This is a genomic window from Kitasatospora sp. MAP12-44, assembly GCF_029892095.1.
Taxonomy (GTDB): Bacteria; Actinomycetota; Actinomycetes; order Streptomycetales; family Streptomycetaceae; genus Kitasatospora.
On sequence record NZ_JARZAE010000004.1, the window covers coordinates 3,967,581 to 3,990,082 of the forward strand.

18 protein-coding genes and 2 pseudogenes are annotated in these 22,502 nt (G+C 70.4%); 7 read left to right on the plus strand and 13 right to left on the minus strand.

Annotated features, from left to right (window positions below):
• Positions 1 to 37 precede the first annotated feature (37 nt).
• Positions 38 to 508, plus strand: coding sequence for a phage holin family protein (locus P3T34_RS18520; protein WP_280667145.1), 471 nt, complete (start codon positions 38 to 40; stop codon positions 506 to 508).
• A gap of 295 nt (positions 509 to 803) precedes the next feature.
• Positions 804 to 1,688, plus strand: a complete 885-nt coding sequence (locus P3T34_RS18525; protein WP_280672211.1) for an alpha/beta hydrolase — start codon at positions 804 to 806, stop codon at positions 1,686 to 1,688.
• Between the two features lie 391 nt (positions 1,689 to 2,079).
• Here the strand turns inward: P3T34_RS18525 and P3T34_RS18530 are convergent, their stop codons facing one another.
• The 9 genes and pseudogenes from P3T34_RS18530 to nth (P3T34_RS18570) all read right to left on the minus strand — a co-directional run.
• The gene (locus tag P3T34_RS18530; protein ID WP_280667146.1) at positions 2,080 to 2,781 is read right to left on the minus strand and encodes a metal-dependent hydrolase; all 702 of its coding nucleotides are present in this window, start codon (positions 2,779 to 2,781) and stop codon (positions 2,080 to 2,082) included.
• 145 nt (positions 2,782 to 2,926) lie between these two features.
• Positions 2,927 to 4,111: a MarP family serine protease gene (locus P3T34_RS18535; RefSeq protein ID WP_280667147.1), complete on the minus strand. Its 1,185-nt coding sequence runs from the start codon at positions 4,109 to 4,111 to the stop codon at positions 2,927 to 2,929.
• Positions 4,112 to 4,261: 150 nt separating this feature from the next.
• Positions 4,262 to 4,945 carry a CoA pyrophosphatase gene (locus tag P3T34_RS18540; RefSeq protein ID WP_280672213.1) on the minus strand — a complete coding sequence of 228 codons (684 nt, stop codon included), beginning with the start codon at positions 4,943 to 4,945 and terminating at the stop codon, positions 4,262 to 4,264.
• A 23-nt stretch (positions 4,946 to 4,968) separates the two neighbouring features.
• Positions 4,969 to 5,847 (minus strand): endonuclease III, encoded by an 879-nt coding sequence (gene nth, locus P3T34_RS18545; protein ID WP_280667148.1) that lies wholly within the window; start codon positions 5,845 to 5,847, stop codon positions 4,969 to 4,971.
• 112 nt (positions 5,848 to 5,959) lie between these two features.
• Complete coding sequence (locus P3T34_RS18550) at positions 5,960 to 7,210, minus strand: TIGR02679 family protein (RefSeq protein ID WP_280667149.1); 1,251 nt, start codon at positions 7,208 to 7,210, stop codon at positions 5,960 to 5,962.
• Positions 7,207 to 11,337 (minus strand): TIGR02680 family protein, encoded by a 4,131-nt coding sequence (locus P3T34_RS18555; RefSeq protein ID WP_280667150.1) that lies wholly within the window; start codon positions 11,335 to 11,337, stop codon positions 7,207 to 7,209. The genes P3T34_RS18550 and P3T34_RS18555 overlap by 4 nt, the downstream gene beginning before the upstream one ends.
• Positions 11,337 to 12,632 carry a TIGR02678 family protein gene (locus tag P3T34_RS18560; protein WP_280667151.1) on the minus strand — a complete coding sequence of 432 codons (1,296 nt, stop codon included), beginning with the start codon at positions 12,630 to 12,632 and terminating at the stop codon, positions 11,337 to 11,339. Before P3T34_RS18560 ends, P3T34_RS18555 begins: the two co-directional genes overlap by 1 nt.
• Positions 12,629 to 14,230, minus strand: coding sequence for a TIGR02677 family protein (locus P3T34_RS18565; protein WP_280667152.1), 1,602 nt, complete (start codon positions 14,228 to 14,230; stop codon positions 12,629 to 12,631). The genes P3T34_RS18560 and P3T34_RS18565 overlap by 4 nt, the downstream gene beginning before the upstream one ends.
• Before the next feature lie 188 nt (positions 14,231 to 14,418).
• Positions 14,419 to 14,898, minus strand: a pseudogene (gene nth / locus P3T34_RS18570) (endonuclease III); the annotation flags it as partial.
• A gap of 234 nt (positions 14,899 to 15,132) precedes the next feature.
• Between nth (P3T34_RS18570) and P3T34_RS18575 the strand changes: the two are divergent.
• The 5 genes from P3T34_RS18575 (at position 15,133) to P3T34_RS18595 (ending at position 18,515) form a co-directional block, all read left to right on the plus strand.
• Positions 15,133 to 15,852 carry a hypothetical protein gene (locus P3T34_RS18575; protein WP_280667153.1) on the plus strand — a complete coding sequence of 240 codons (720 nt, stop codon included), beginning with the start codon at positions 15,133 to 15,135 and terminating at the stop codon, positions 15,850 to 15,852.
• Positions 15,853 to 16,086: 234 nt separating this feature from the next.
• Positions 16,087 to 16,476 (plus strand): hypothetical protein, encoded by a 390-nt coding sequence (locus P3T34_RS18580; protein ID WP_280667154.1) that lies wholly within the window; start codon positions 16,087 to 16,089, stop codon positions 16,474 to 16,476.
• Complete coding sequence (locus P3T34_RS18585; protein ID WP_280667155.1) at positions 16,473 to 16,667, plus strand: hypothetical protein; 195 nt, start codon at positions 16,473 to 16,475, stop codon at positions 16,665 to 16,667. The genes P3T34_RS18580 and P3T34_RS18585 overlap by 4 nt, the downstream gene beginning before the upstream one ends.
• Positions 16,668 to 16,834: 167 nt before the next feature.
• A complete protein-coding gene (locus P3T34_RS18590) occupies positions 16,835 to 17,947 on the plus strand; it encodes a tetratricopeptide repeat protein (protein ID WP_280667156.1) in 1,113 nt (370 codons plus the stop codon).
• A gap of 76 nt (positions 17,948 to 18,023) precedes the next feature.
• The gene (locus P3T34_RS18595) at positions 18,024 to 18,515 is read left to right on the plus strand and encodes a hypothetical protein (protein ID WP_280667157.1); all 492 of its coding nucleotides are present in this window, start codon (positions 18,024 to 18,026) and stop codon (positions 18,513 to 18,515) included.
• Positions 18,516 to 18,577: 62 nt separating this feature from the next.
• On the opposite strand, the pseudogene nth (P3T34_RS18600) reads toward P3T34_RS18595, so the two are convergent.
• The 4 genes and pseudogenes from nth (P3T34_RS18600) to P3T34_RS18615 form a co-directional block, all read right to left on the minus strand.
• Positions 18,578 to 19,030, minus strand: a pseudogene (gene nth, locus P3T34_RS18600) (endonuclease III); the annotation flags it as partial.
• Positions 19,031 to 19,179: 149 nt separating this feature from the next.
• A complete protein-coding gene (locus P3T34_RS18605; protein ID WP_280667158.1) occupies positions 19,180 to 19,656 on the minus strand; it encodes a hypothetical protein in 477 nt (158 codons plus the stop codon).
• 64 nt (positions 19,657 to 19,720) lie between these two features.
• Positions 19,721 to 20,383: a DUF1963 domain-containing protein gene (locus P3T34_RS18610; RefSeq protein ID WP_280667159.1), complete on the minus strand. Its 663-nt coding sequence runs from the start codon at positions 20,381 to 20,383 to the stop codon at positions 19,721 to 19,723.
• A 507-nt stretch (positions 20,384 to 20,890) separates the two neighbouring features.
• Positions 20,891 to 22,357 (minus strand): M4 family metallopeptidase, encoded by a 1,467-nt coding sequence (locus P3T34_RS18615; RefSeq protein WP_280667160.1) that lies wholly within the window; start codon positions 22,355 to 22,357, stop codon positions 20,891 to 20,893.
• Positions 22,358 to 22,502: the final 145 nt, after the last annotated feature.

The window sequence follows — 22,502 nt, forward strand, 5'->3', positions numbered from 1 at the left end:
CTGAGCTGTCCGAAATCTCAGCAGAGGAGAAGACCAGATGTCCGCAGGAACCGCAGGCCCGACCGGAAGCTCCCGCGTGCCCTATGAAGGCGAGCGGTCGGTAGGGCAGCTGTTCGCCGCGGCCACCGCCGACCTGTCGGCCCTGGTGCACGACGAGATCGCACTCGCAAAGGCCGAGATCCGACAGGACGTCAAGCGCGGGGTGTCCGGCAGCGTCTCGGGCATCGTGGCCGGTGTCTTCATGCTGGCCTCGTTGCCGATGTTCAGCTTCGCGCTGGCCTACCTGCTGCGCTGGCTGCTGGCGATCCCGCTCGGCTGCGCCTTCGCCGTGGTGGGCGGCCTGTATGTGGTGCTCGGGGCGCTGCTCGCCTGGCTGGCGGTCAGGTCGTTCAAGAAGATCGAGCCGCCGCACCGCACCATCGAGGGCGCGCAGGCGACCGCCGACGTCCTGAAGAACGCCCGCCCGCGCCCGGCCACCGCGGCCGAGCTGGCGGCACTGGAGCGCTGACCTGCCGTCTGCGGCCTCCGCGGCGCGGCGAACCGCCGTGATCCGGCGCACACGAACCGGATCTTCTCTAGCCCGAACGAGTGCCGTGGCCGTGTTCTCGGCGCGAATGTGAAACGCTCTCGGTATGCCGCTCGACCAGAAGCCCGAACCGCCCACGCCGGCCGGCCTGAGCGCCGATCCGGGCCCCGCCCAGCAGACCGGCCCGGGTGCGGGCCCCGCCCAGCAGAGCAGCGCGGCCGCCGACGGCACCGCCGCGGCGCCGCGCACCGACCGGGCGATCGGCTGGAACGTCCGGATGCCCGGACCGTGGCTGCACCGCGACCTGGCGGCCAACGGCGCGCGGTTCCACATCGCCGAGCAGGGCAGCGGCCCACTGGTGCTGCTGGTGCACGGCTGGCCGCAGTACTGGTGGGCCTGGCGGCACCAGATGGCTGCGCTGGCGGCGGCGGGCTACCGCGCCGTCGCGCTGGATCTGCGCGGCATGGGCGGCAGCGACCGCACGCCGCGCGGCTACGACCCCACCAACCTCGCGCTCGACATCACCGGCGTGATCCGCTCGCTGGGCGAGCACAGCGCCCACCTGGTCGGCCATGACACCGGCGGCTCGCTCTCCTGGGTGGCCGCCGTGATGCGCCCGTCGGTGATCCAGAGCCTGACGGTGGTCTCCGCCGCGCACCCCCGCCGACTGCGCCGGGGGCTGCTGCAGGATCGCAAGCAGATGGCGGCCTTCGACCACGTGCTGGGCTTCCAGCGCCCCTGGATACCCGAGCGCCGCCTGGTCGCGGACGACGCCGCGCAGATCGGCGGCTATCTGACCGACTGGACCGGGCCGAACATGCTGGACGACGAGGCGGTCGACAACTACCGCAACGCGATGCGGATCCCCAGCACCGCCCACTGCTCGATCGAGCCGTACCGCTGGCTGGTGCGCTCGATGGCACGACCGGACGGCATCCAGTTCGTACGCCGGATGAAGAAGCCGGTCACCGCGCCCACCCTGCACATCCAGGGCGCGGCCGATCCGGTGCTGCTCGCGCACACCGCGCTCGGCTCGGGCGAGTACGTGCAGGCGCCGTACCGCTGGCGGCTGCTGCCGGGCGTCGGGCACTTCCCGCACGAGGAAGCTCCGGAGGAGTTCAACGCGGAGCTGATCAACTGGGTGCGGGAGCACAAGCGGTAGGAACAGGCGGTAGGCGCACGCGGTAGCCGCAGGCGGTATGGGGGCGGATAACCGGCTGATCGTCAACTCGGCTTGTCCGAGCAGATGTTCACATGACTCTGGCATGGGCCATTTCGCCCGGAACCGGGTGGTTACCCCCACGGGCGCACGGGCATCCATTGTTCATGACCTGGACGCCCGATCGCACCGCCGCGCCCCGCGGACGGCGCCTCAGCCGCACCCCGTTGACTCCTCCGCACCAGCCAGAGCGACCGCAGGGCTCACCGCAGTCGCACACCGAGCCGCACCCACTGGGCATCCCCCGCATCCTCGGTCGGCGCGCCCGCTGGGTCGGCGCACGACTGCGGCGCGAGGCCTGAGCCCCGCGCCGCCAGTAGCCATCACGGTGGTGTCAGCCGACTATCCCCGGCTGCACCGCCGTGAACCAGAGCAGGGCGACGGTCGCCACACCCATGATCGGGACCAGCACCTTGGTCTCCACGTCGTTGCCGGTCCGCTTGATCAGCACGATCTCGTAGCGCTGCTTGTGCGGCCAGAGCAGCGGCGCACCCATCTTGGTGAGGCAGTCGCCCATCAGGTGGGCGAGGGTGCCGAGGGCGACCGCGTACGGCAGCCACCCCGGCGCGTTCGGCATCCACCGGTCCATCACCACCGTGCCCGCCACCGCGAGCCCGATGACGGTCAGCCAGCTGGTGTGCCCATGGCCGGGTACGTGGAGCCGTAGCGCCTTGACCGCCAGGGCCAGCAGGAAGAACGTCATGCCCAGCGTGAAGTACCGGCCGAGGTAGGTCACGCCGGCCCAGGTGCCCGCACCCATCAGCGCGACGAAGAAGAACGAGTGGGTGGCGTGCCGGTGACCACCGGAGGCCCAGGCGACGAAGCGGCAGAGCAGCTTCGAGACCGGACCGAGGAAGTTGGCGATCGTGCCGTCGTGGTGATCCAGGTCGGGCAGCAGCGCGGCGCCGGCGCAGAGCACGGTGCCGAGCAGGATGTCAGCCGGCTTCAGGTGGGTGTGCAGCAGCAGCGGCGGCAGAAAGGGCGCGGAACCCGCGTAAAGCAAAGCGCCGCTGACCGCGTGCGAGTGACCCATCATGACGTTTGGTGACCTCCAGTTCGGGGCGCCCGCGGCGGCTCTGTTGAGCCGAACGGGTGAGCGCCGCCGACGCTATCAGGAGGAACTGACGGACCGCCTGATACCGGACCGACACACCGTCACCACCGGCCGACGACACGACCGGCTACAGTGCGCAACCCTGGGTGTCCACCTGCCCGGTGGCCGTGGCGCCCGCCGTCGCGTCCGGCTTGACCTCGGCCGCGGTCAGCGCGTAGCCGGTGTCCGCGCTGTCCAGCGACTTCGCGAAGACCACCCCGTACACCAGCCCGTCCGGCGTCAGCAGCGGACCGCCGCTGTTGCCCTGGCGGACCTCCGAGCGGACCGAGTAGACGTCCCGGACCACCTGGCCGCGGTGGTAGATGTCCGGTCCGTTGGCCTGGATCTCGCCGCGGATCCGGGCGGGCTGCACATTGAACGGACCGTTCTCCGGGAAGCCGGCCACGATCGCGCTGTCGTTCGTCCGCGCGTCCCCCGCGAAGGCCAGCGGGGGCGCGGTCAGCTTCGGCACATCCAGGATCGCGATGTCGCGCTGCCAGTCGTAGCGCACCACGGTGGCGTCGTAGAGCGGGCCGGTGCCGCCGATCTGGACCGTCGGCTCGTCCACCCCGCCCACCACGTGGGCGTTGGTCATCACCCGGTGCGGGGCGAAGACGAACCCACTGCCCTCCAGCGTCTTGCCGCAGGAGGTCGCGGTGCCGACCACCTTGACCAGGCTCAGCCGGGCCTTGGCCAGCGCCGGGCTGCCGGCCAGCGCCGGATCCGGCGGCTCCACCTCGGTGATCGGCTCGTGCTCGAAGGGGTTGAAGACCTGCGGGAAGCCGTTGCGGGACAGCACCTTGCTGAAGTCGGCGAACCAGTTGGGCGCGTCCGAGGGCAGCGCGTCCTGCACCCCGCTGAGCACCCGCGACGTCCTGACCTGCTTGGAGACCGTCGGCATCGAGGTGCCCGCGAGCGCCGAGCCGATCAGCCAGGCGACCAGCAGCATCGACAGGACGTTCACCACCGAGCCGCCGAAGGCGTCCAGTGCCTTTGCCGGACTGCCGCCGATCCGCCCGCGCAGCTTCCAGCCGAGCTGGGTCGTGGCCGCCTGCCCGATCGCCGCGAAGACGATCACCACGACGATCGCCACCACCGAGGCGGTGGTCCCCGGGCTGAGGTGGCGGAGCACCAGCGGCAGCAGTTCGACAGCGATGAGCCCGCCGCCGAGGAAGCCCAGGACGGAGAGGATGCCGACGACGAAGCCCTGCCGGTAGCCCGACACGGCGAATCCGATCGCGGCGGCGAGCAGCAGCAGATCCAGCACGTTCACGCAGCCACCCTCCCATGGACGTGGTGCGGCCCGGCACCGGACCTACCAACCCGGTCCTGCCCCCGGTCCCGCCCGGCCATGCGCGCGACCCGTACGTACCCGCCCGGTCAGCGGTCCGCAGCGCTCGGTCGGTGGTCGGTCAGCGGTCGGTCAGTGGTCAGCCAGGTCGACCGAGCGGGAGCTGTCCCAGGGGAGCTCCAGCCCGCTCAGGTGCAGGACCCGGTCGATGACCCCGGCCGTGAAGCCCCAGACCACCCGGTCGGCCACCTCGAAGGCCGGACCGCTGAAGCCCGACGGGTGCCGGTAGCGGCCGCGGCGCGCCGGGTCGGTGAGCTCGGCGAGCGGGACCCGGAAGACCGCGCCCGTCTCGCCCGGATCCACCGGCGCCACCGGGCTCTCCCGGCGCCACCAGCCCAGCACCGGGGTCACCACGAAGTCGCTGACCGGGATGTAGAGCGCGGGCAGCGTCGCGAAGACCTGGACGCCCGCCGGGTCGAGCCCGGTCTCCTCCGCCGCCTCGCGCAGCGCCGCAGCGACCGGGCCGGCGCCCTGCGGGTCACCGTCACCCGCGTCCAGCGCACCGCCGGGGAACGAGACCTGGCCGGCGTGCGCGCGCAGTGAGCTGGAGCGCTCGATCAGCAGCAGGTCGGGCCCCCCGGCCCCCTCGCCGAAGAGCAACAGGACGGCCGAGTGCCGCCCGCCCTCGGCCGGCGGCAGGAACCGGCTGAGCTGCTCCGGCCGGACCGTCTCGGCAGCCGCCCGCACCGGCAGCAGCCAGGCGGGCAACCCGTCGTGGGCCGGCAGGTCCACCGCGCCGCTGCTTGTCGTCACCAGGCCGTCCCTCTCCGTCGTGCTCACTACGACTGCGCAGCCGGGGCGGGGGCCGGGGCCGCAGGCCGGCCGGGGTAGTCCGCCGGCGGCTTGAGGCGCTGGCCGGGCTGGCCGCCCTTCTCGTACTTCAGCAGCTTGCGGGCCTTCTCGGGATCGGTCTCGCCCTCCCCGTACGACGGGCAGAGCGGCGCGATCGGGCACGCTCCGCAGGCCGGCTTGCGGGAGTGGCAGATCCGGCGGCCGTGGAAGACCACCCGGTGCGAGAGCATCGTCCACTCCGACTTCGGGAAGATCTCCGCGACCGCGGCCTCGACCAGCACCGGGTCCTCCTCCGCCGTCCACCCGAACCGCCGGGCCAGCCGCCCGAAGTGGGTGTCCACCGTGATCCCCGGCACCCCGAAGGGTTCTCCCGTTTGAGGATCACGTGCGTTTCCAAGGACGACGTTGGCCGTCTTACGGCCCACGCCAGGCAGAGTGACCATCTCCTCCAGGGTCTTCGGCACCTCGCCGCCGAAGTCGTCCCTGAGCTTGATGGACAGGCCGATCAGCGACTTCGCCTTGTTCCGGAAGAACCCGGTCGGCCGGATGATCTCCTCCAGCTCCTCCGGCACGGCTGCCGCCATGTCCTCCGCCGTCGGGTACTTCGCGAACAACGCCGGCGTCGTCTGGTTCACCCGCAGGTCCGTCGTCTGCGCCGACAGAACGGTGGCGACCACCAGCTCGAACGGCGACTCGAAGTCCAGCTCCGGATGCGCGTACGGATACAGCTCCGCCAACGCCCGGTTGATCTTCCGCGCCCGCCGCACCATCGCCACCCGCGACTCCGGCTTCCGCGGCTTCACCGTCGGCTTCGCGGCTGCCGCCTTCGCCGCCGGCGCGGCCTTCTTGACCTTGCTCTCTGCCATGAAGGCAGGTTACGCCGGACGCCGCCGGCTCTACGTGAGATCTCCGAGTAAGACCGGATGACGGCATCGTCGGCGCCCTCACTACGGTCCGCCACGCCTGGGTCAGTCGCCCTCAGGGCGCGAGGTGTCCCAGGTCGTCGAGGAGGGCGGTGAGCACCAGTTCCTCCTCGATCCGGCGGCCGGCTCGACTGAGTTCAGCCGCGAGACCGGGGTCCCACGGGGTCTCGGCAGCGCTGCCGGCCAGGGGCCCGGTGTGCGGGTGGGCAGTGAGGGCCGCCCGGTAGTCGTCGGCGGTGTACCGCCACGGGGTCCACGGGACGTGGGACAGCAGGCGGGTTGCGATGCGGACGCCGCCCCAGTCGAAGTCGCCGTGGTACTGCAAGGTCCAGCCGGCGTCGGCGTAGAGGCGGAGCAGGCGCAGGGCGGCGGTGCTGGGCTGGCCCTGGAGGCAGACCAGGGGCGGGCAGCGAGCGCCCAGCAGATCAGCGGCGGCGAGCATGACGGCGGGGTTCTCGCAGACGTACGCCACCCCGCCGCGCGGCGGTTGCGGAGCGTCCCCGAGGAGCTGGCGGAGGGTCAGCACGGCGGGCTGGCCGACGGCCGCCAGGGCGGTCAGCGCGCGGCCGGTGGCGGTGTGGTCGTCGCCGGGCAGGTTGAGCACAAGAGCCTGGGAGGAGAGTTCGTCCAGGAGGAGCCCGGCGGCGGCCCAGGTGTCGCGGCGCCGGCCGGCACCGGGCCCGGCCGGCGCCCCGGTGAGGGCGCGGACGGCGTCGAGGGTGAGGGTGGCGAGCGGCCCGTGGTCGAGGGCGTGGGCGTCGCCGGTGACCCTGGCGGCGAAGGTGCTGAGGGACTGCGGAGGTGAAAGCGGCAGGCGGGGGAGGATCCGGGCGAGCGTGGTGAGGAGCGGTGCGGCCTCCTCCGGGGTGCGGGCGAGGCGGCGGACCAGACCGGTGGCGTGCAGCTCCCGGTACCAGTCGGCCAGCTCGGGTCGAGCGGCGACCGCATCCGCCAGGGCGGCGAAGGCGTGGTCCCAGGCTCGGCTCAGCTCGTCGGCGGTCTCCTGTCGCAAGGTGACCGGCCCGGTGAGGGCGACGACGGCGGCGGCGAGCCCGTCCGGGCAGGCACCGCTGGCCCGGAGTGTCCCGTCCACGGCCGGCAGCGGCACCGACAGCGACCGTCCGGGCCTGGGAGCGCGTCCCAGAAGACGGGCGACGGCGGCGCGTTCGGCCTCGTCGGCGCCGCTGCGGGTGAGCGTGGTGTCCAGTGGCTGCTCGGCTTCGAGGCGTCGACGGACCCGGTCGACCAGCCAGGCTGTCTCGGGCGTGCCGAGCAGGCGGCGCAGACGTGGCAGGTCGGCGGTCACTCGCCCGGACCAACCTGGCGCTGGGCCGGAACGGCCGGATCGGGTGTACGGGTGCGCTGGTGCCCGTCCCACTCCCAGCGGGTCACCAGGACGGCGGCGATCTCGTCCACCCGGGAGAGCTGCGCGATGGCCAGGCCCGGGACCTGCGGGTAGCAGCCCCACTCGCGTTCGGAGGTCATCACCACGTCCAGGTCGAAGGCGGCGAGCAGACCCAGGGACTTGGCCCGGGAGTCGTCGTCGACGCCCGCGAAGGCCTCGTCCAGGGTGACCAGGCGGGGGGCGTGCGGGCTGCCGGCCGAGGCGTAGTGCGAGGACGCGGCGGCGAACAGCGGCAGGGAGACGGCCAGGACGCGTTCGCCGCCCGACGCAGGTCCCGTGGCGGGCTGCCACTTGCCGTGCTGGTGCCGCTCGATGCCGAACTCGTGCCACGAGCGGTAGTCCAACGCAGTGGTGAGGTGCTCCAGCCAGGTTCCGGCGGGGTTGTCGGTGCGGGCCCGGTCGATCTGGGCCTGGAGGAAGTCGCCGAGGGCCGTCCGATCGGCGGCGGTCCAGGCGTCGGACGACTGGCGCAGCAGGCGGTCCCGGGCTGCGGCCAGGCCGCCGGGTGCGTTGCGGGCCGGTCGCCAGACCAGGCGGAGCAGCATGCCGGTGCTGGTCGGGCGATCCTTCAGCTCCGCGTTCATCCGCAGGACCTGGTGCTCGGCGGCGCCGACCAGTTCCTGGAGGGTTCCCGCGACCTCGGTGACCAGGTGGTTCTCCAGGATCTCCTGCTCGCGGGCGGAGAGCAGCCGCTGCCGGTCGGCGACCTCGGTGGCGAGGGCGCCGGCCAGCTCGGGGACGGAGCGTTCGCGGCCCTGGAAGAGGATGTCGACCACCAGGCCGTCCTCCAGCATCCGGGCCGCCGCTGTGTGGCCGTGCCGGGACAGGGCGTCGGAGAGATCCTTGAGCTCCTCGGTGATCCGGCGCTGGACCCGCTCCCAGGCCGGGTCGGAGTCGTCGACGGACTCCAGCTCGCGTTCGACGGCGCGGGCGAGGCGGACGGCGGGTTCGGGTGCCCAGGAGTCGCCGAAGAGTTCGAGATCCGGCAGGGCGACGGTGAGCAGGCCGGTGGCGGCGAAGCGGCGCAGCGCGTCGATGGCCTCGGCACGGGTGCCGGCGGTGTCCTCGATCTCGGCGCGTACCCGGGTGCGCAGGGCGTCGGCGGCGGCCTGGCGGCCGGTGGCCGCGTTCTGCTCGCGGCGGGTGGCCCGCTCGCGCTCGTCGGTGTCCCGCAGGGCCGCTGCCACGTCGGCGAGTTGGCGCTGCAGTTCGGCGACGGCCGTGCCGACGGTGGACTGGAGCGTCTGGTGGCGCTCGACGGCGGCGACGGATTCCCGGGCCGCCGTGCGGGAACGCTCGGCCAGCTCTGCGGTGTGCTCGGCGGCCCGTTGGTGGTCGGCCTCCTCGACCGCGAGCGCGGACCGCGCGGCGCGTGCCTCGCGTACGGCGGGCCAGAGCGCGGCAAGGGCTTCGCGGTAGGCACTCACGGCCTCGCGTACCTCGCGCAGCTCCCTGGCGGTGACAGGGAGGGCGAGTTCGTCGGCGAGGCTGTGCAGTTCGCCGACGACCTGGTCCACCTCGGCGGAGGCGTCCGCGGCTTCCTGGTCGGCTGCCTGACGCCGTTCGGCGGTCCGGGCGTGTTCGGCGCGGGCTGCCGTCGACGCGGCGTGGGCGGCGCGCAGGGCGGAGTCGTCCGGCATCCCGGCCTGCTCGGCGGCAAGCCGGTGTTCGTCGGCCTCCAGAGCCTCGTCCTCGCCTGCCAAGGTGTCCAGCTGAGCCGCGCATTCGGCGAGTTCTGCTTCGATGGCGGTGATCCTGGCGCGCCGGGCCTGCTCGCGGGCGCCCTCCCCGAGGTACTCGGCGGCGGGCTTGGACCAGGCTCCGGTGAGCACGCCGAACCGGAAACGGCCGTCGGAAGCGATCCAGCTCCCACTGCGCGGAAGCTCCTCCACCGGGCCGAGCAGGCCGATCCCGGCCAACAGCCGGGACACCGCTTCGTCCGACACGGACGAAGCGGGGGAGTCCTCCCGGTCGACGGCGGGGTGCAGGACGGCGGCGAGCGACGGCCCGTCCACGGGTGCGCCGACGGTCACCAGGGTGTCCCCGGTGTCGGCGGAGGCGACCGTCCCGTCGGGGCCGACCCATGCGTCGAGCAGCCCGGACGCCTCCATGGCCGCTTCCAGACCGGCCCGCACGCTGTCCGTCAGACCGGAGTCGTCGGTAAAGTCCACCAGGCGCCAGAGCGGGGCACCGGGCCTGTCCCGACGGGCCCCGGCGGAGCGGGTGTACGGCGGGTTCGGCCCGCGTCGGGCGCCGGAGCGCAGCTCGGCCAGCTCGGCTTGCAAGCTGCCGACCCGTTCCCGGGTCTCGGCACGCCCGAGTGCGAGGGCGGCCCGGCTGCGGGCGAGTTCGCCGCCGGTGGTGGCGGCGGCCTGCTGGGCCGCGGTCCTGGCCGGATCGGGGCCGCCCAGTGTCTCGACCCACTGGGCGAGTTCGTCCAGCATGCCCTCCGGGTCGGCCGGGCGCAGCAGCGTGCAGGAGGCGAAATGGGACCGGACCCGGGCGAGGTGGTCCTCACCGGCCTGAACCGCGCTCTGCGCGGCCTCGGCCCGCAGGTCGGCCCGGCGGGCCAGCTCGGCATCCGCCTCCTCCAACCGCCCGCGTGCCCGGTCGAGTGCCCGAGCGGCGTCCTGGGTGGCGGCCAGTTGCTCCTCGACCAGGGCGACGGAGCGCAGCCGGCGGTCGGTGAGTTCGGCAGCGGCCTGCCCCGCGGCCTCCGGGGTGTCCCCCTCGGCGAGCGGGCGGGTGATCCGGTCGTGGTGCTGCCGGTCCAACCGGGCCTCGGCAGCCGCCGCGGCGGCTCCGGCCAGCCCGGTCTCCTGCGCCCGCTCGGCGGCCTCGGCCCGCGAACGGGCGGCGCCCAGGCGGGCCACGTACCGGGCTGACTCGGCGGCGGCCCGGGAGCGGTCCGCCTCGGCTCGTTCGGCGTCCCGCGCGGTGCGCTGCGCCAGCTCGGCCGCCTGCTCCAGCTCGCGGGCGCTGCGCATCTCGGGGCCGGCCCGCAGGGCCTCGTCCCTGGCCCGCAGGCCGGTACGGCTGCGGTCGAGGTCCTCCAACCGGGCCTCGGCCTCCTCCAGGGCGGTGCCGGCAGCCTCGAAGTCCACTTCGGCGGTGTTCAGTTCGGCACGCAGCGACTCGTACCGGGAATGCTGGGCCCGCGGCGCGCGGGCCTTGCGCCGGGCGGCCACCTGGGCGTAGCGGCGGTAGTGCTGGAGGAAGGCGGTGGCGGCGCGTTCGGCCGCGACCATCACCGCCAGCTGCTCCTTCTCCTCGTCCAGCGAGCGGAACGCCTCGGCGACGTCGGCGACCACAGCCTGGTCCATCGGCGGCAGCGACTCGGTGAGCGCCTGGGAGAGGGCCTTCTCGCTCGGCCGCTTGGACAGCTGCGGCTGGCGCAACTGCACCAGCAGGTCCACCAGGGCTGCGTAGCGCTGCTCGCCGAGACCGAACAGCGCCTCGTCCACCGCGCGCCGATAGGTCCGGGCGGAGTCGTACACCAGGCCGCGCCCGTCCATCGCCTCGGTCAGCCGGTCGCGGCCGATCGCGGCGCCGGTGGAGTCGAGCAGCCTGAGACCGCCGTCGACCGGGTCCGCGCCGACGCGCCGGTCGGTGACGAAGTACCAGTGCCGTGCGATGCCCCGGCCTGCCACCGCCTTGAGCCCGCAGCCGAGGGTGGTGTAGCGGGCTGTACCGTCCTCGTCGAGGCGGCCGAACTCGATCCAGGTGTAGCCGAGCCGCTCGGGGTGGGGGTGCTCGCCGCCGAGCAGCAGGTTCCACTCCATCCGCTTCTTGGGGTCGGCGTCCGGTTCGACCCGGTGCGGGGACAGGTCGCCGTCCAGCAGGAAGGGCAGGGTGAGGGCGAGCACCTTGGACTTCCCGGTGCCGTTGTTGCCGCGCAGCAGCAGACGGCCGTCGCGGAAGTGGAACTCCTCGACGTCGTAGTAGAAGAGGTCGACCAGGCCGGTCCGGAGCGGTTGCCAGCGGGTACGGCCCGGTACGGGCAGCGGCATGGAGACGGTGGTGCTCATCAGGTCCTGGCCTTCCGGTGGTTTGCCGTACTCTTCGTCCGGTCCGCTGTGCTCTTCTTCGGGGCGCGCCCGCCCGGCTCCAACAGGACGGTCTCGCCGACCCGGTAGCGGTCCAGCGCCGGGCGGGGCCGGACCGCCGGGGCGCCGTCCGCGACCGTCACGCGCTCCAGCAGGCCGAGCGCCGTCAGCCGCTCCACGGCCTGTCCGGTCAGCTCCACCTCGGCGCCGGGGGCGGTGGCACTGCGCCGCCAGAAGCCCGCGTGGTCGAGCCCCCAGCCGGCCACCTGGCGGTGCAGCTCTGCCAGCGGGACGGTGGCGCCCTTGCCCGCCAGGTACTCAGCGACCAGCAGGGCGACATGGCCCTCGGTGCCCTGCTCGGGCATCCGCAGGTCGGTCAGGTCGTCGTCCGGGTCTACCATCGCCAGACCCTCGGCCCGCACCTCCGGCACCAGGCCGGTGAGTTCGCCGATGCGACGGGTCAACGCACCGCGCTGCGAGGAGAGATAGCCGGCCTCGGCCTCCGACAGCTCGTCCAGATAGAGCACCGGGTCGTCCAGCAGCCGCCGGGTCAGGGTGTGCCGCAGTGCGCGGTTGCGCAGTTCGTCGCTGTCCGGCATCGCCTCGGTGTTGAGTTCGGCGAGCCGTTCCTCGAAGCCGCCCGCCCGGACGGTGCTCGGTCCGCGCCGGGAGATCAGGAGCCCGGCCAGCACCCGGCGGTCCACGTCGTATAGCGCGTCGCCGGCGGACTTGAGGAAGGCGTCCTCGTCGCCGGCGACCTTGGCCAGCACGCCCCAGGTGAGCAGCAGACGGACCACGGCGACCAGGTCGGTGCGCTGCTCGCGGTCGGAAAGGGCGAAGTCGACCCCGGCCGTCTCCAGAGCCGGGTCCGCGGCGGCGAGCACCACCTGCTCGGCCAGCCGACCGAGGGCGATCTGCTGGTCGGCGCGTTCCAGCACGGCCAGGCACAGGCATACCAGTACGTAGCGGCGGCGGGAGAACGGCAGCCCGCTCCGCTGGTCACGGGCCGGGTGGGTCGGGTCGGTGTCCCGGCCGGGAACGCGGCGCAGCCGGGCCACCTCGGAGTCCACCAGCAACGCCCATCCGGTGTTGCGGTCGAACCAGGTCCGCAGTTCGGTGGCGTGCTGCCGGACCAGGCGGAAGTCGTCGGTGCCCGCGCGCAGCAGGGGTCTGCGGAGCAGCGCCCGCGCCGCCCGGCGGACCTCCTCCGTCCGCTGCGCGACGAGTGCGTCGCCCAGCCGGCTGTCGGCCGTCCCGCCTGTCGTCCGGTCGGTCATCGCGGGCTCCCGGCGCTCTCGCGGTCCGCCGTCAGGTCGGTGATCCCTACGAGGTGCTCCGGCCCGCGCAGTACACCGTCGAGGGTGTGGACCTCCGCGGTGCCGCCGCCCGGCAGCCTGGTCAGTCTGATCTCCATCGTCCCGTCGTTGGTGGTGACGGCGACCGTGTCTGTACCGGGCCGCCATGCGGACAGCGCGTCCCCGAGCAGTCGCAGGAACAGCCGGAAGGCCGCCGGATCGAGCTCGCCCAGATCGCTCAGCCGCACCTCGCCGTCGGTGGCCAACCGTGCCCTGGCCGCCGCCGTCTGCTCGGCTTGCTTGCGTGCCAGCTCCGCCAGGTACGCCTTGGCCTCGCCGCGGTCCTGGACGGCCCGTGCGCGGCCGCGCCGCTCGTACGAGCCGGTACGGCGTAGCTGCGGACTGATCCGTACACCCGGCGCGTCGTACCACGAGGCCGAGGCGGGCACGGGGTCGGTCTCGCGGGCGGCCAGTGCCTCCTGGTCGATGGTCAGGTGCCGGGCCGAGTGCAGCCCGAACGCCGAGCGCCACAACCGGTGCCGGGCCTGGTCGTCGGGGGCCTGCGCGAACCAGCGGGCCAGCTCCCGGAAGTCCGCGGAGCGGTCCGACCGACCGGCCCTTCTCTCGTTCAACGCCTGCACCACACCCAGCAACTGCGGGACCGCCTGGCGGGCCGCCGAGCGCAGCAGCTTCGCCTGGGAACTGCGGCCCGGCACGCTCAGGAACCATGCCCGCAGTCCCTCCCAGCGCCCGTACCAGCGCCGCTCGGCGGCGGTCAGCGCCTCGGCCGCGGCGTCCGGAGCCGTGTCGGAAGCCTCGCGTGCGGCGGCCAGCCGCAGCAGCGGGCCGACCGGGCCCTCGTGCGGTGTCCCCAGGCGCTCCAACAGTCCCGCGATCTCGGCGCCCCGGGTGACCAGGTCCTCGATGAAGCGCTCCAGGTACTCGATCAGCCGCTGTTTGTAGGCGAGGAACACCTCGACCTCGGCATCGTGCAGGTCGACCGTGCGTTGCAGCGAACTCATGAACGCCCGCGCGTTCTCGGCCAGGCCGGAGAACCGGTCCACCAGGGCGAGCAGCGCAAGGTGCGCCACCGCCGGATCCGGCACGGGCTGCCCGACCAGCGCGAGCAGCGCCCGCAGCTGTACGGCGATGTCGGCGAGCGCCACCGCCTGGAGTTCGCCGCGCCGGCCCAGCGCCTCGTCGTAGGCCGCCAGCGCCTCCTCGGCGGCCTCACCCTCGCGGGTCAACTGGTAGATGTAGCGGGAGCGGTAGAAGTCCTCCAGCGCGGTGACCCTGCCGGTGTCAGGGTCCGCCCGGAGATTCCCCCACCTGGCGAGCCGCTCCAGCGCCGTCGCCACGCTCTCCACCGGCGGACGGCCCTCAGCCGGCAGGCCCAGGTGGACGTCCTCCGGCCGCAGGTGGACGCTGAACTCCTGTTTGGCCCGGACGAACGCACCCATGACCTGACGGTAGAGCGCCGAGTGCTCCGTCGTGAGGTGGGCGAAGGGCTGGTACGAACCGTTCCCGCGGGCGGCGTCGCCGACCGTTTGGTTCGCGTGCGGGTCGTCGGCACTTGTCACGACCACGATTCTGCCGGATCGCGTGAGCGGCCGTGACCGTTCACCGAGCCCCGTGCCGATACACGGACAATTCCTGCCGGAGATGGTGGCTGGTATCCGGCCGACCCCGGACTCAGGTCCGGCTACGCCGCTGAAACCAGCGACGTCGTTCCCGCCGCACCGAAGGGTTCTCCCGTTTTAGGATCACGTGCGTTTCCAAGGACCACGTTGGCCGTCTTACGGCCCACGCCAGGCAGAGTGACCATCTCATCCAGGGTCTTCGGCACCTCGCCACCGAAGTCGTCCCTGAGCTTGATGGACAGGCCGATCAGCAGCTTCGCCTTGTTCCGGAAGAACCCGGTCGGCCGGATGATCTCCTCCAGCTCCTCCGGCACCGCCGCCGCCATGTCCTCCGCCGTCGGGTACTTCGCGAACAACGCCGGCGTCGTCTGATTCACCCGAAGGTCCGTCGTCTGCGCCGACAGAACGGTGGCGACCACCAGCTCGAACGGCGACTCGAAGTCCAGCTCCGGGTGCGCGTACGGATACAGCTCCGCCAGCTCGCGGTTGATCTTCCGCGCCCGACGCACCATCGCCACCCGCGACTCCGGCTTGCGCGGCTTCACCGTCGGCTTCGCGGCTGCCGACTTCGCCGCCGGCGCGGCCTTCTTGACCTTGCTCTCTGCCATGCACGAAGGCTACGCCGAGCGACCGACGGCAGGCTGCCGATTGGTACCCCCACATGCCTCGCAGGTGCGACTCCGTACCCGACGGCCCGGAATCAGTCCCTCCGAGGCTCGTTCCGGCCATCGGGGATCCAAGCCGACACGTCCACCCCGACTGGGCCGTACGTTCGAATAACTGCCGTCACGCCAGGTGCACCAAGCACCTTGGGAACCACGGCAGTAGGGGAGGGGAAACACATGCTCAAGCAGATAGCCGTGTCCTGCGCGGTCCTTGCGCTCACCCTGGCCGGTACGACTGCGGCGACCGCCGCACCGCAGCACACCGCGGGGGCGGTCAGCTCGGCCACCGGTGACTCGGTCACCGATGCGGCGATCAAGACGGCTCTGGCCACCGGCCACAAGGTCAAGATCGAGACCACGATGCGGGTGTCCGGGTACAACCGGGCCGTCGCCGATAAGAACGGGTACAAGATCCTCACGGCGCCAAACGGCGTCGAGTACTCCGTTAAGAAGGACGCCAGCCCCACAGACCTGGCGTCGGCACTCAAGAAGGCGGAAGCGGTAAAGCCCACGCCGAATCCGGCCACCTCCAAGGGGGTAGTGACGCCGAACGTCTCTGGGGAGCTGTGGGGGGACTGTGGCGGGGCATCTGTCGAGTTCGATCCCTGGGGCGACGGGACGCGCGGCGGTGACCTCTACACCAGCTTCTACGTCTACAGCAAGGCATGGTTCTACTCGTGGGAGGTGGACCTGGTCGACAACGGTGGCGTCAGCGCACAGGACTGGGGCCCAACCACCTTGGCCGCTGACAACAGCTGGAACGGTCACCGCGCGCTGGGTGGTCTGACAGCCGGCCCCGGCCATTCGGTGGTCAACGACACGCACTCCTGGGCCTACACCGTCGACGGCGGGACCTGCACCGCCGGACCGGTCACGGTCTTCTACACGATCTCGTAAACTGACCTGTGGGGGAGGGGAGTTGACTCTCCCCTCCCCCACAGGCACCTCGGCATCCGCTGGCATCCGATGGGAGACCCCGTGTATCGAAGCAGTGCTCCGCGGCCCGATCCGGACAGGAGTGAGGGCGCGATCATCCGAAGGTTCGGAACTCGTGTTGCTCTCTTGACCACACCTCGAACCGGATGGGTGAGGACACTCGGGCAAGGCGGCGTCGACGGTCACCCCTGGTCCGTGGATGCGCACTACCACGAGGGAGAGCTTCCCCGGGCAACCGTACGAACCATCCGGGCCCTGCCTGCGTCAGTACAGGTCAGGCCCGAGGACGACATGGTGAGCCCGCTGGCCGAGTTCCTTTCCACAACATCCTCCGCAACCGCGCAGTTGGAGCCTGGGACGTTCCCTCCGATCGCCCAGTTCACGCGAGAACTCCGCCAGGCGCAGGAGTCCTTGAGCGTGCTGGCAATCGACGGGGTGGACGTGGAAGCCGACTCGATCGATGCAAGGGGATCGTTCGCGCTCCGCGCCAGGGTAGGCCAGATGACCGTCATCCTGTGCGGCGACTCAACGATCCGCGACGAACTGAGCGCCGGACTCACTTGGCATCGGCCAGCTCACGGTTGATCTTCCGCGCCCGCCGCACCATCGCCACCCGCGACCCCGGCTTCCGCGGCTTCACCACCGGCTTCACAGCTGCCTTTGCGCCTGCCGCCTTCGCCACCGGCGCGGCCTTCTTGACCTTGCTCTCTGCCGTGCACGAAGGCTACGCCGAACGATCCACGAGCAGGCGGCAGATCGCCCAGCGCGTGGGATAGGCGCGGGACCGATCACTCCACGTCCCCGTACTCGACGAAGAAGCACCAGTAAGATCACTCCGCCTGGCACAGAGGAGTGGCACATGCTTGCAGGTTGGCGAGAGCGCCGAGTCACGCAGCGAGATCTGCGGCACGCCGCTGACTTGTGGAGCAATGCCCACGGACTCATGGAGCAGGGAAGCGCCGAGAACGCCGAGCGCGCCCTGCGAGAGTCAGTGCGGTTGCGCACGAAGCGGCTCGGCGCTGACGAAGCGGAGACGCTGGTCGCCAAGATCAGCCTGGCAAGAGCGTTGCGCAAGCAAGGTATGTCAGCCGAGGCAATGGTCGAGTTGCGGGACGTGGTAGAGCGGGCTACGAGAGCTCTGGGGGACAACCATCAGACCACCGCTCTGGCCCGGGTGAGGCTGGCCGGGCTCCTGATCTCCGCTGGGCACCCCCAAGAGGCTGAGGAGCTGGCGACGGCCGTTCTGGCGACTGGTCAGTCCTCAGGCGTCATGGGACTGAAAGCCTGGGACGTCAAGCTCATCGCGCTCGCTGCCTCGGGTCGCCATGCCCAGGCGGCTACCGAGGCGCTGGCGCTGATGACGGAGTCCGCCAGTCTCAGCGGCGCGCATCATCCGCGAACTCTGAAGATCGCTTCCCACCGGGTCCAGAACCTGGTCTTCCTGGGCGAGTTCGACCAGGCCGAGCAGGAGTGCCGGGCGATCATCACCTCCTGTAGCCAGCAGGGTGCGCTCTGGCTCGCGGTCAACAACGCCTTGGTGTTCGCCCTCAACGGCCTCGGCAGACACGACGAGGCGGAAGCCACGGCGCGGGCCGCGCTCGCACAGGGACGCCAACTCGCCCAGCTCGACGGCAGGATGCCTCTTGCTCTGGCACTCGCACTGGCCCGAACTCTCACCGCCCGCAAGCGCTACGACGAAGCGCTGCACGTCGCGCTCGAAGCGAGGGCTGAGTCCCTGCAATCTCCCGGTGGCCAGCGCAGACTCCCCGGCGCGGTCGGAGTAGTCATCGCCCACGCGCTGTTCGGGCTCGGGCGACTCGAAGAGGCTGAGGTCGAAGTCCGCGAGGCCGTCGCCGTGTCCGAATCCATGCTCAGCCCGACCCATCACCGGGCACTGGAGGCCGCCACTCTCCTCGGCACCGTCCTCGTCGCCCAGGGCCGACGGATCGAGGCTGAACGGCAGCTCACCGACTGCGTCGCCGCCTGGACAACCCACTTTGGGTCCACCCACCCCAGGACGGTGGCCGCCACCGCCGAACTCGCCGCACTCCCCTAGCAACGTCGGCCCATGCAGCACGAGGCCCAGGAAATCGGATAGCGGGCCGGTCTCGGCACGTTGAACACTGCACGTCATGACCACGGAGAACAGCGTGGAGCCAAGCGGCTCGCTGAACCATTGCGTCGTCGCCAATGTGGCCGGCGAGACCAGGCACGGGCCCGGCGGTGAGCTGGTCGCGTCAGGTGTCAAGCATTTCGCCCCAGGGGCGAAGCTCTGGGTGCTTCCGCCTCGGTACGGGAACGAGGACGACCAGTTGGAGGTCATCGGTGTGCACCGCGGGAGGGGCGGGCGGCACATCCGGCTGATCCTTTTCAGACGGCATCTGGAGAACTTCCGGATCAAGGTTGTCTACAGCCCGGCCGTGCAGCGTGCACACGACCGCACCTTCTGGAACTGGGACCGGGTCTGGTGCTGCCCGGAGATGGCACAGCCCTGGGCGGACCGCTGGAACACGCTCGCTGGAGGCGAGCTATCCCAGGAGTTCCCACCGTGGCCAGGCCGGGTAGCCGTTGGGCGGGACGCACATGCCTGCCCTCACACGAACGCAGGTCGAGAAACGACCTGAGCGACCGTCAGACGAGCTGTGATCGGGCGCAACCCGAAGGGTTCTCCCGTTTTAGGATCACGTGCGTTTCCAAGGACGACGTTGGCCGTCTTACGGCCCACGCCAGGCAGAGTGACCATCTCCTCCAGGGTCTTCGGCACCTCGCCGCCGAAGTCGTCCCTGAGCTTGATGGACAGGCCGATCAACGACTTCGCCTTGTTCCGGAAGAACCCGGTCGGCCGGATGATCTCCTCCAGCTCCTCCGGCACGGCTGCCGCCATGTCCTCCGCCGTCGGGTACTTCGCGAACAACGCCGGCGTCGTCTGATTCACCCGCAGGTCCGTCGTCTGCGCCGACAGCACCGTGGCGACCACCAGCTCGAACGGCGACTCGAAGTCCAACTCCGGATGCGCGTACGGATACAACTCCGCCAACGCCCGGTTGATCTTCCGCGCCCGCCGCACCATCGCCACCCGCGACTCCGGCTTCCGCGGCTTCGCCGCCGGCGCGGCCTTCTTGACCTTGCTCTCTGCCATGGACGAAGGCTACGCCGGAGACGTGACGGCACGGGGTCCAAACAGCGGGAACGACACCCATCGACCGACCTGCTCCCCTGGGATCAGAAGCCGAGTCGCAGACCAGGCCCGGCCGCAAGGGCCCTGGCTCAGGTCGTGCTCGCGACGAGCTACGCCGGCCATTCGACTCGGCCCCCGCGGAAGAGGAGCGGCTGAGGCTCCACATCCTCGTAGAACCGGATGGTTCCCAAGCCCACAGCGACGTCGTCCCCGTGAACGCCTCGGACGTGCAGAGCCAGCCAGGCGCACAGTTCTCCAAGCTGGCCGAACCCATCGGGGTGCAGCTGCTGCCGAGACGTCAAGGTCCACCCGCGTGCCGGCTCCTCCGCCCAATCCAGGCGCGAGTCGAGGACACCGTCCACGCCTGCACTGCCGAAGCCCCGCTGATCAAGGAGGGGGTAGGGATCGTCCTCGACCACGACCGGGGCACCGAAGTCGTCCACCTCAACACAGAGGTACTGCGAGACGATCGCCAACGCCTCCGGCCGTGGTCCAAGTCCGAGGTGCCAGCGCAGTTCGGCCACCTCGCCCTCGGTCACACCCTCGCTGAGGCGCACCGCCAGAGCGCATTCGAACCAGTCGCTCATGCCGCGCACCGGACACAGCGACGCAGACAGCCTTCGCTCCGGCCCGGCCGCGGTCCAACGGCGTTCAGCACTGCCACAGGAAGACGGCCCGCTCGCAAGGCGCGCACGCGAAGGCGTAGGCACTGCCGCAGCCACCGAAGTTCATCGCGGTGGCGTGGTCGGGGCCTTCCTCCAGTTGGGCGATCAGCGGCATCGTACGGGCGCAGGACGGGCAGGACGGTGTCTCGTCGTTCTGGATCCACGAGGGCGATCCGCCGAGTTGGCCGAGGACATCCGTGCTCGACCGGCCGGTCTGCTCCGCCCACGCCAGGTGGGCCCGGTCGTAGTCCGGGTCGACCACCGGCTCGAAGGCGGGCGTGTGGACCGCGCCGAGCAGGATCGCCTCCTCGTCGTCGTCCGCACCGAGTTCGGGCAGCGGCACGGGCACAAGCCCGTCCACCGGGAAGAGCAGCGCGCGATTGGCGCCCTCACTCGGGCTCCACTCATCGCACATGCCCGGGTCGTTCTGGCACATGAACAGGACGAGCACACCCCCGCGCTGCTCGGCTTCCCCGCCAACTCCACGGCTCAGGTCGGCCAGCATGATCTGCGCCAGGAACTGCATCGGCCCCGAGCAGGTCGCGCAGCGCGGCCACACCGTCCCGACCGGAGCCAGCGGCACCCCTCCGGTGCGGGTCAGCAGGGCATCCTCAGCGGCCGGCCCGGCGTCGATCATCAGAATGGTCATGAGAACGGACTCTAGAGCGGACCAGCGACACCGCCCGGCATCGGCTCCGTGCCCGGACTCCGACCAGGTTCCAGTCGAACCGATACGGTGATCGCCCGCACATGGACGAACTGGGAGGTCACGTGGCGATCCCCGCCCGTCTGATAGCCACAGTCGCACTGCCCGACGCCTCCGCCGTGACGCAAGGCTTCGCGTTCCACAGCTGGCCAGGTCTACGGCGGGTCCTTCTGCGTGACGGTGACAACCTCAGCCTCTTCGACCTCGACCGAGCCCTGGTCGGCAACGCCACGCCTTTGACGTCCGTTCCGAATCCATGGCCGCAGTGGACTCACGGAGTCCACACATCCGCCCCGGACGGCTCCCTCGTCGTCGTGTGCGGGCAACGCTCCATCCGCGCGATCGAACGCAGTGGCCGAACCCGATGGGAGTACCACCACGGCTGCTGGGGTGAAGTGACTGCCAACACCTCCGGGCGCGGTCCAAGTCCGAAGTACTAGCGCAGTAGCGCTAAATTCCCACCCGACCATAGGCGTCATCGATCGCGGCATGGACGGCGGCTTGCACACTCGGTCTGCCTGCAAGGAAAGTATTCGTCACGTCATGCAATTCTCGCTGCGCATCTGCAAAGGAGGCCAACGACGGGAGTCGGACCATAGCAAGATATAGAAGGACGGCCCAATCCTCAACCTCCAGGACAGGCTCCTTCAACTGGCCGGTCGATGTCAGCAGGTTATATGCCACCTTATTATGAATGTTGCTATTCGTGTGGACACCGCCATCATCGCTCATAGTGTATGCATAATCCCGCATATGCGCAGGATCGCCGGTGCGGTTCGGGTCGCTCAGATCCCGTAGAGGCAAGCCTCCTTGGCCAAGGCCTGATCCGACCTCCCATGACCAGGTTGTCACGTCATTTCGGTCCGCCAGGTACCAGTTTCGGATAATGACACCAAAGATGTCGGAGAACGACTCATTCAGAGCACCGGCTTCATCGCGGTAGATCAAATTGCTCGACGTTTCGATTACGCCGTGCGTCAGCTCGTGAGCAATTACATCGAGATAACGCGCCATGCTTACCATGACACCGTTGCCGTCACGCGTCTGCCCGAACCACATGCGCCCATGCCACCAAACGGCATTGCACCACTCTGAATTGCTACTCCTGTATGTGCAACTCACGAGCGACATGAGATCCATGCCGGCGTCGTCTATGCCGTCCCTCTGCAACACGTTCCTGTAAAACTCGTAGACTTGGAGTGCCTTGGAGTGCGCCGTAACTGGCCCCTTGAAGCCGCCACCCAGGACCGGGCTGACCGAGGATACGGTATCGACAGGGAGCTGGCATGTCTCGATGTCAGCACCATTTAGATCGAAAGTACGAATATGGCGCGACACGTCATTGAAGTAGAAAGATTTATCCTTCACCTGACCCCAGAATATTCGATTTATGCCATCCTCATCAATGCCGTCCAGCTTTGTCGGGACTGCCACGGCAGTGGGCGCCATCCCATAATAGAAGAGGATCTCGCCGTCGTGTGCATCGACCAGATAGCCGGTCAAGGGCGAGTCCTCGCGCGGCGATGGGGCGAGTCCATGGCCACGCTCCTCGGCACCGCGTTGCGCTTCGGGCACTCGGCCCGGGACCTCGCGCAAGTGCCAAACGAGATGCCAGTCCTCATTCGATGCCTGAAAGAGAGCTAGGCTTGCTGGCGGAACAAACTCCGGGTCCAGTTCGACTCCAATGGCCTGCGAAACATTCGATAGCGCCTCTGTGCTCTTCAGAGTTGGCACGGAGGAGACATCTTCCACGTCTCCGAGTTGGCAAGCAATGGAAACAAGTTGACGTTCCCCGTCTAGCTCGACGAGCGCCTCTGCTCCGAAGACCGGAATATCTCCATGCGTTTGATGGAAGCGAACAAGCGTGGTGCCAGTCCGCTTCTGGTCACGCGTCGTCTCAAGGGCCAAGTCAGGCACCCGTCTGGGCTGCTCTTCCCTCACGACAGAGTGGAGGCCAGGACTCGTCTCCCGTCCCAGCATCTCTGCAAGGTAGAACCTGGCAGCTGACTCGTCGGAAGAAAATTCAGGCGCTGGCGCCTCGGCTCCTGACACCACCCCTCGC

What these genes read in the sequence shown, in the direction of transcription:
- P3T34_RS18520 (WP_280667145.1), top strand. Translation starts at nt 38, where the DNA reads ATGTCCGCAGGAACCGCAGGCCCGACCGGAAGCTCCCGCGTGCCCTAT.
- P3T34_RS18525 (WP_280672211.1), top strand. Translation starts at nt 804, where the DNA reads ATGCCCGGACCGTGGCTGCACCGCGACCTGGCGGCCAACGGCGCGCGG.
- P3T34_RS18530 (WP_280667146.1), bottom strand. Translation starts at nt 2,781, where the DNA reads ATGATGGGTCACTCGCACGCGGTCAGCGGCGCTTTGCTTTACGCGGGT.
- nth (WP_280667148.1), bottom strand. Translation starts at nt 5,847, where the DNA reads ATGGCAGAGAGCAAGGTCAAGAAGGCCGCGCCGGCGGCGAAGGCGGCA.
- P3T34_RS18555 (WP_280667150.1), bottom strand. Translation starts at nt 11,337, where the DNA reads ATGAGCACCACCGTCTCCATGCCGCTGCCCGTACCGGGCCGTACCCGC.
- P3T34_RS18560 (WP_280667151.1), bottom strand. Translation starts at nt 12,632, where the DNA reads ATGACCGACCGGACGACAGGCGGGACGGCCGACAGCCGGCTGGGCGAC.
- P3T34_RS18575 (WP_280667153.1), top strand. Translation starts at nt 15,133, where the DNA reads ATGCTCAAGCAGATAGCCGTGTCCTGCGCGGTCCTTGCGCTCACCCTG.
- P3T34_RS18590 (WP_280667156.1), top strand. Translation starts at nt 16,835, where the DNA reads ATGGAGCAGGGAAGCGCCGAGAACGCCGAGCGCGCCCTGCGAGAGTCA.
- P3T34_RS18595 (WP_280667157.1), top strand. Translation starts at nt 18,024, where the DNA reads ATGACCACGGAGAACAGCGTGGAGCCAAGCGGCTCGCTGAACCATTGC.
- P3T34_RS18605 (WP_280667158.1), bottom strand. Translation starts at nt 19,656, where the DNA reads ATGAGCGACTGGTTCGAATGCGCTCTGGCGGTGCGCCTCAGCGAGGGT.
- P3T34_RS18610 (WP_280667159.1), bottom strand. Translation starts at nt 20,383, where the DNA reads ATGACCATTCTGATGATCGACGCCGGGCCGGCCGCTGAGGATGCCCTG.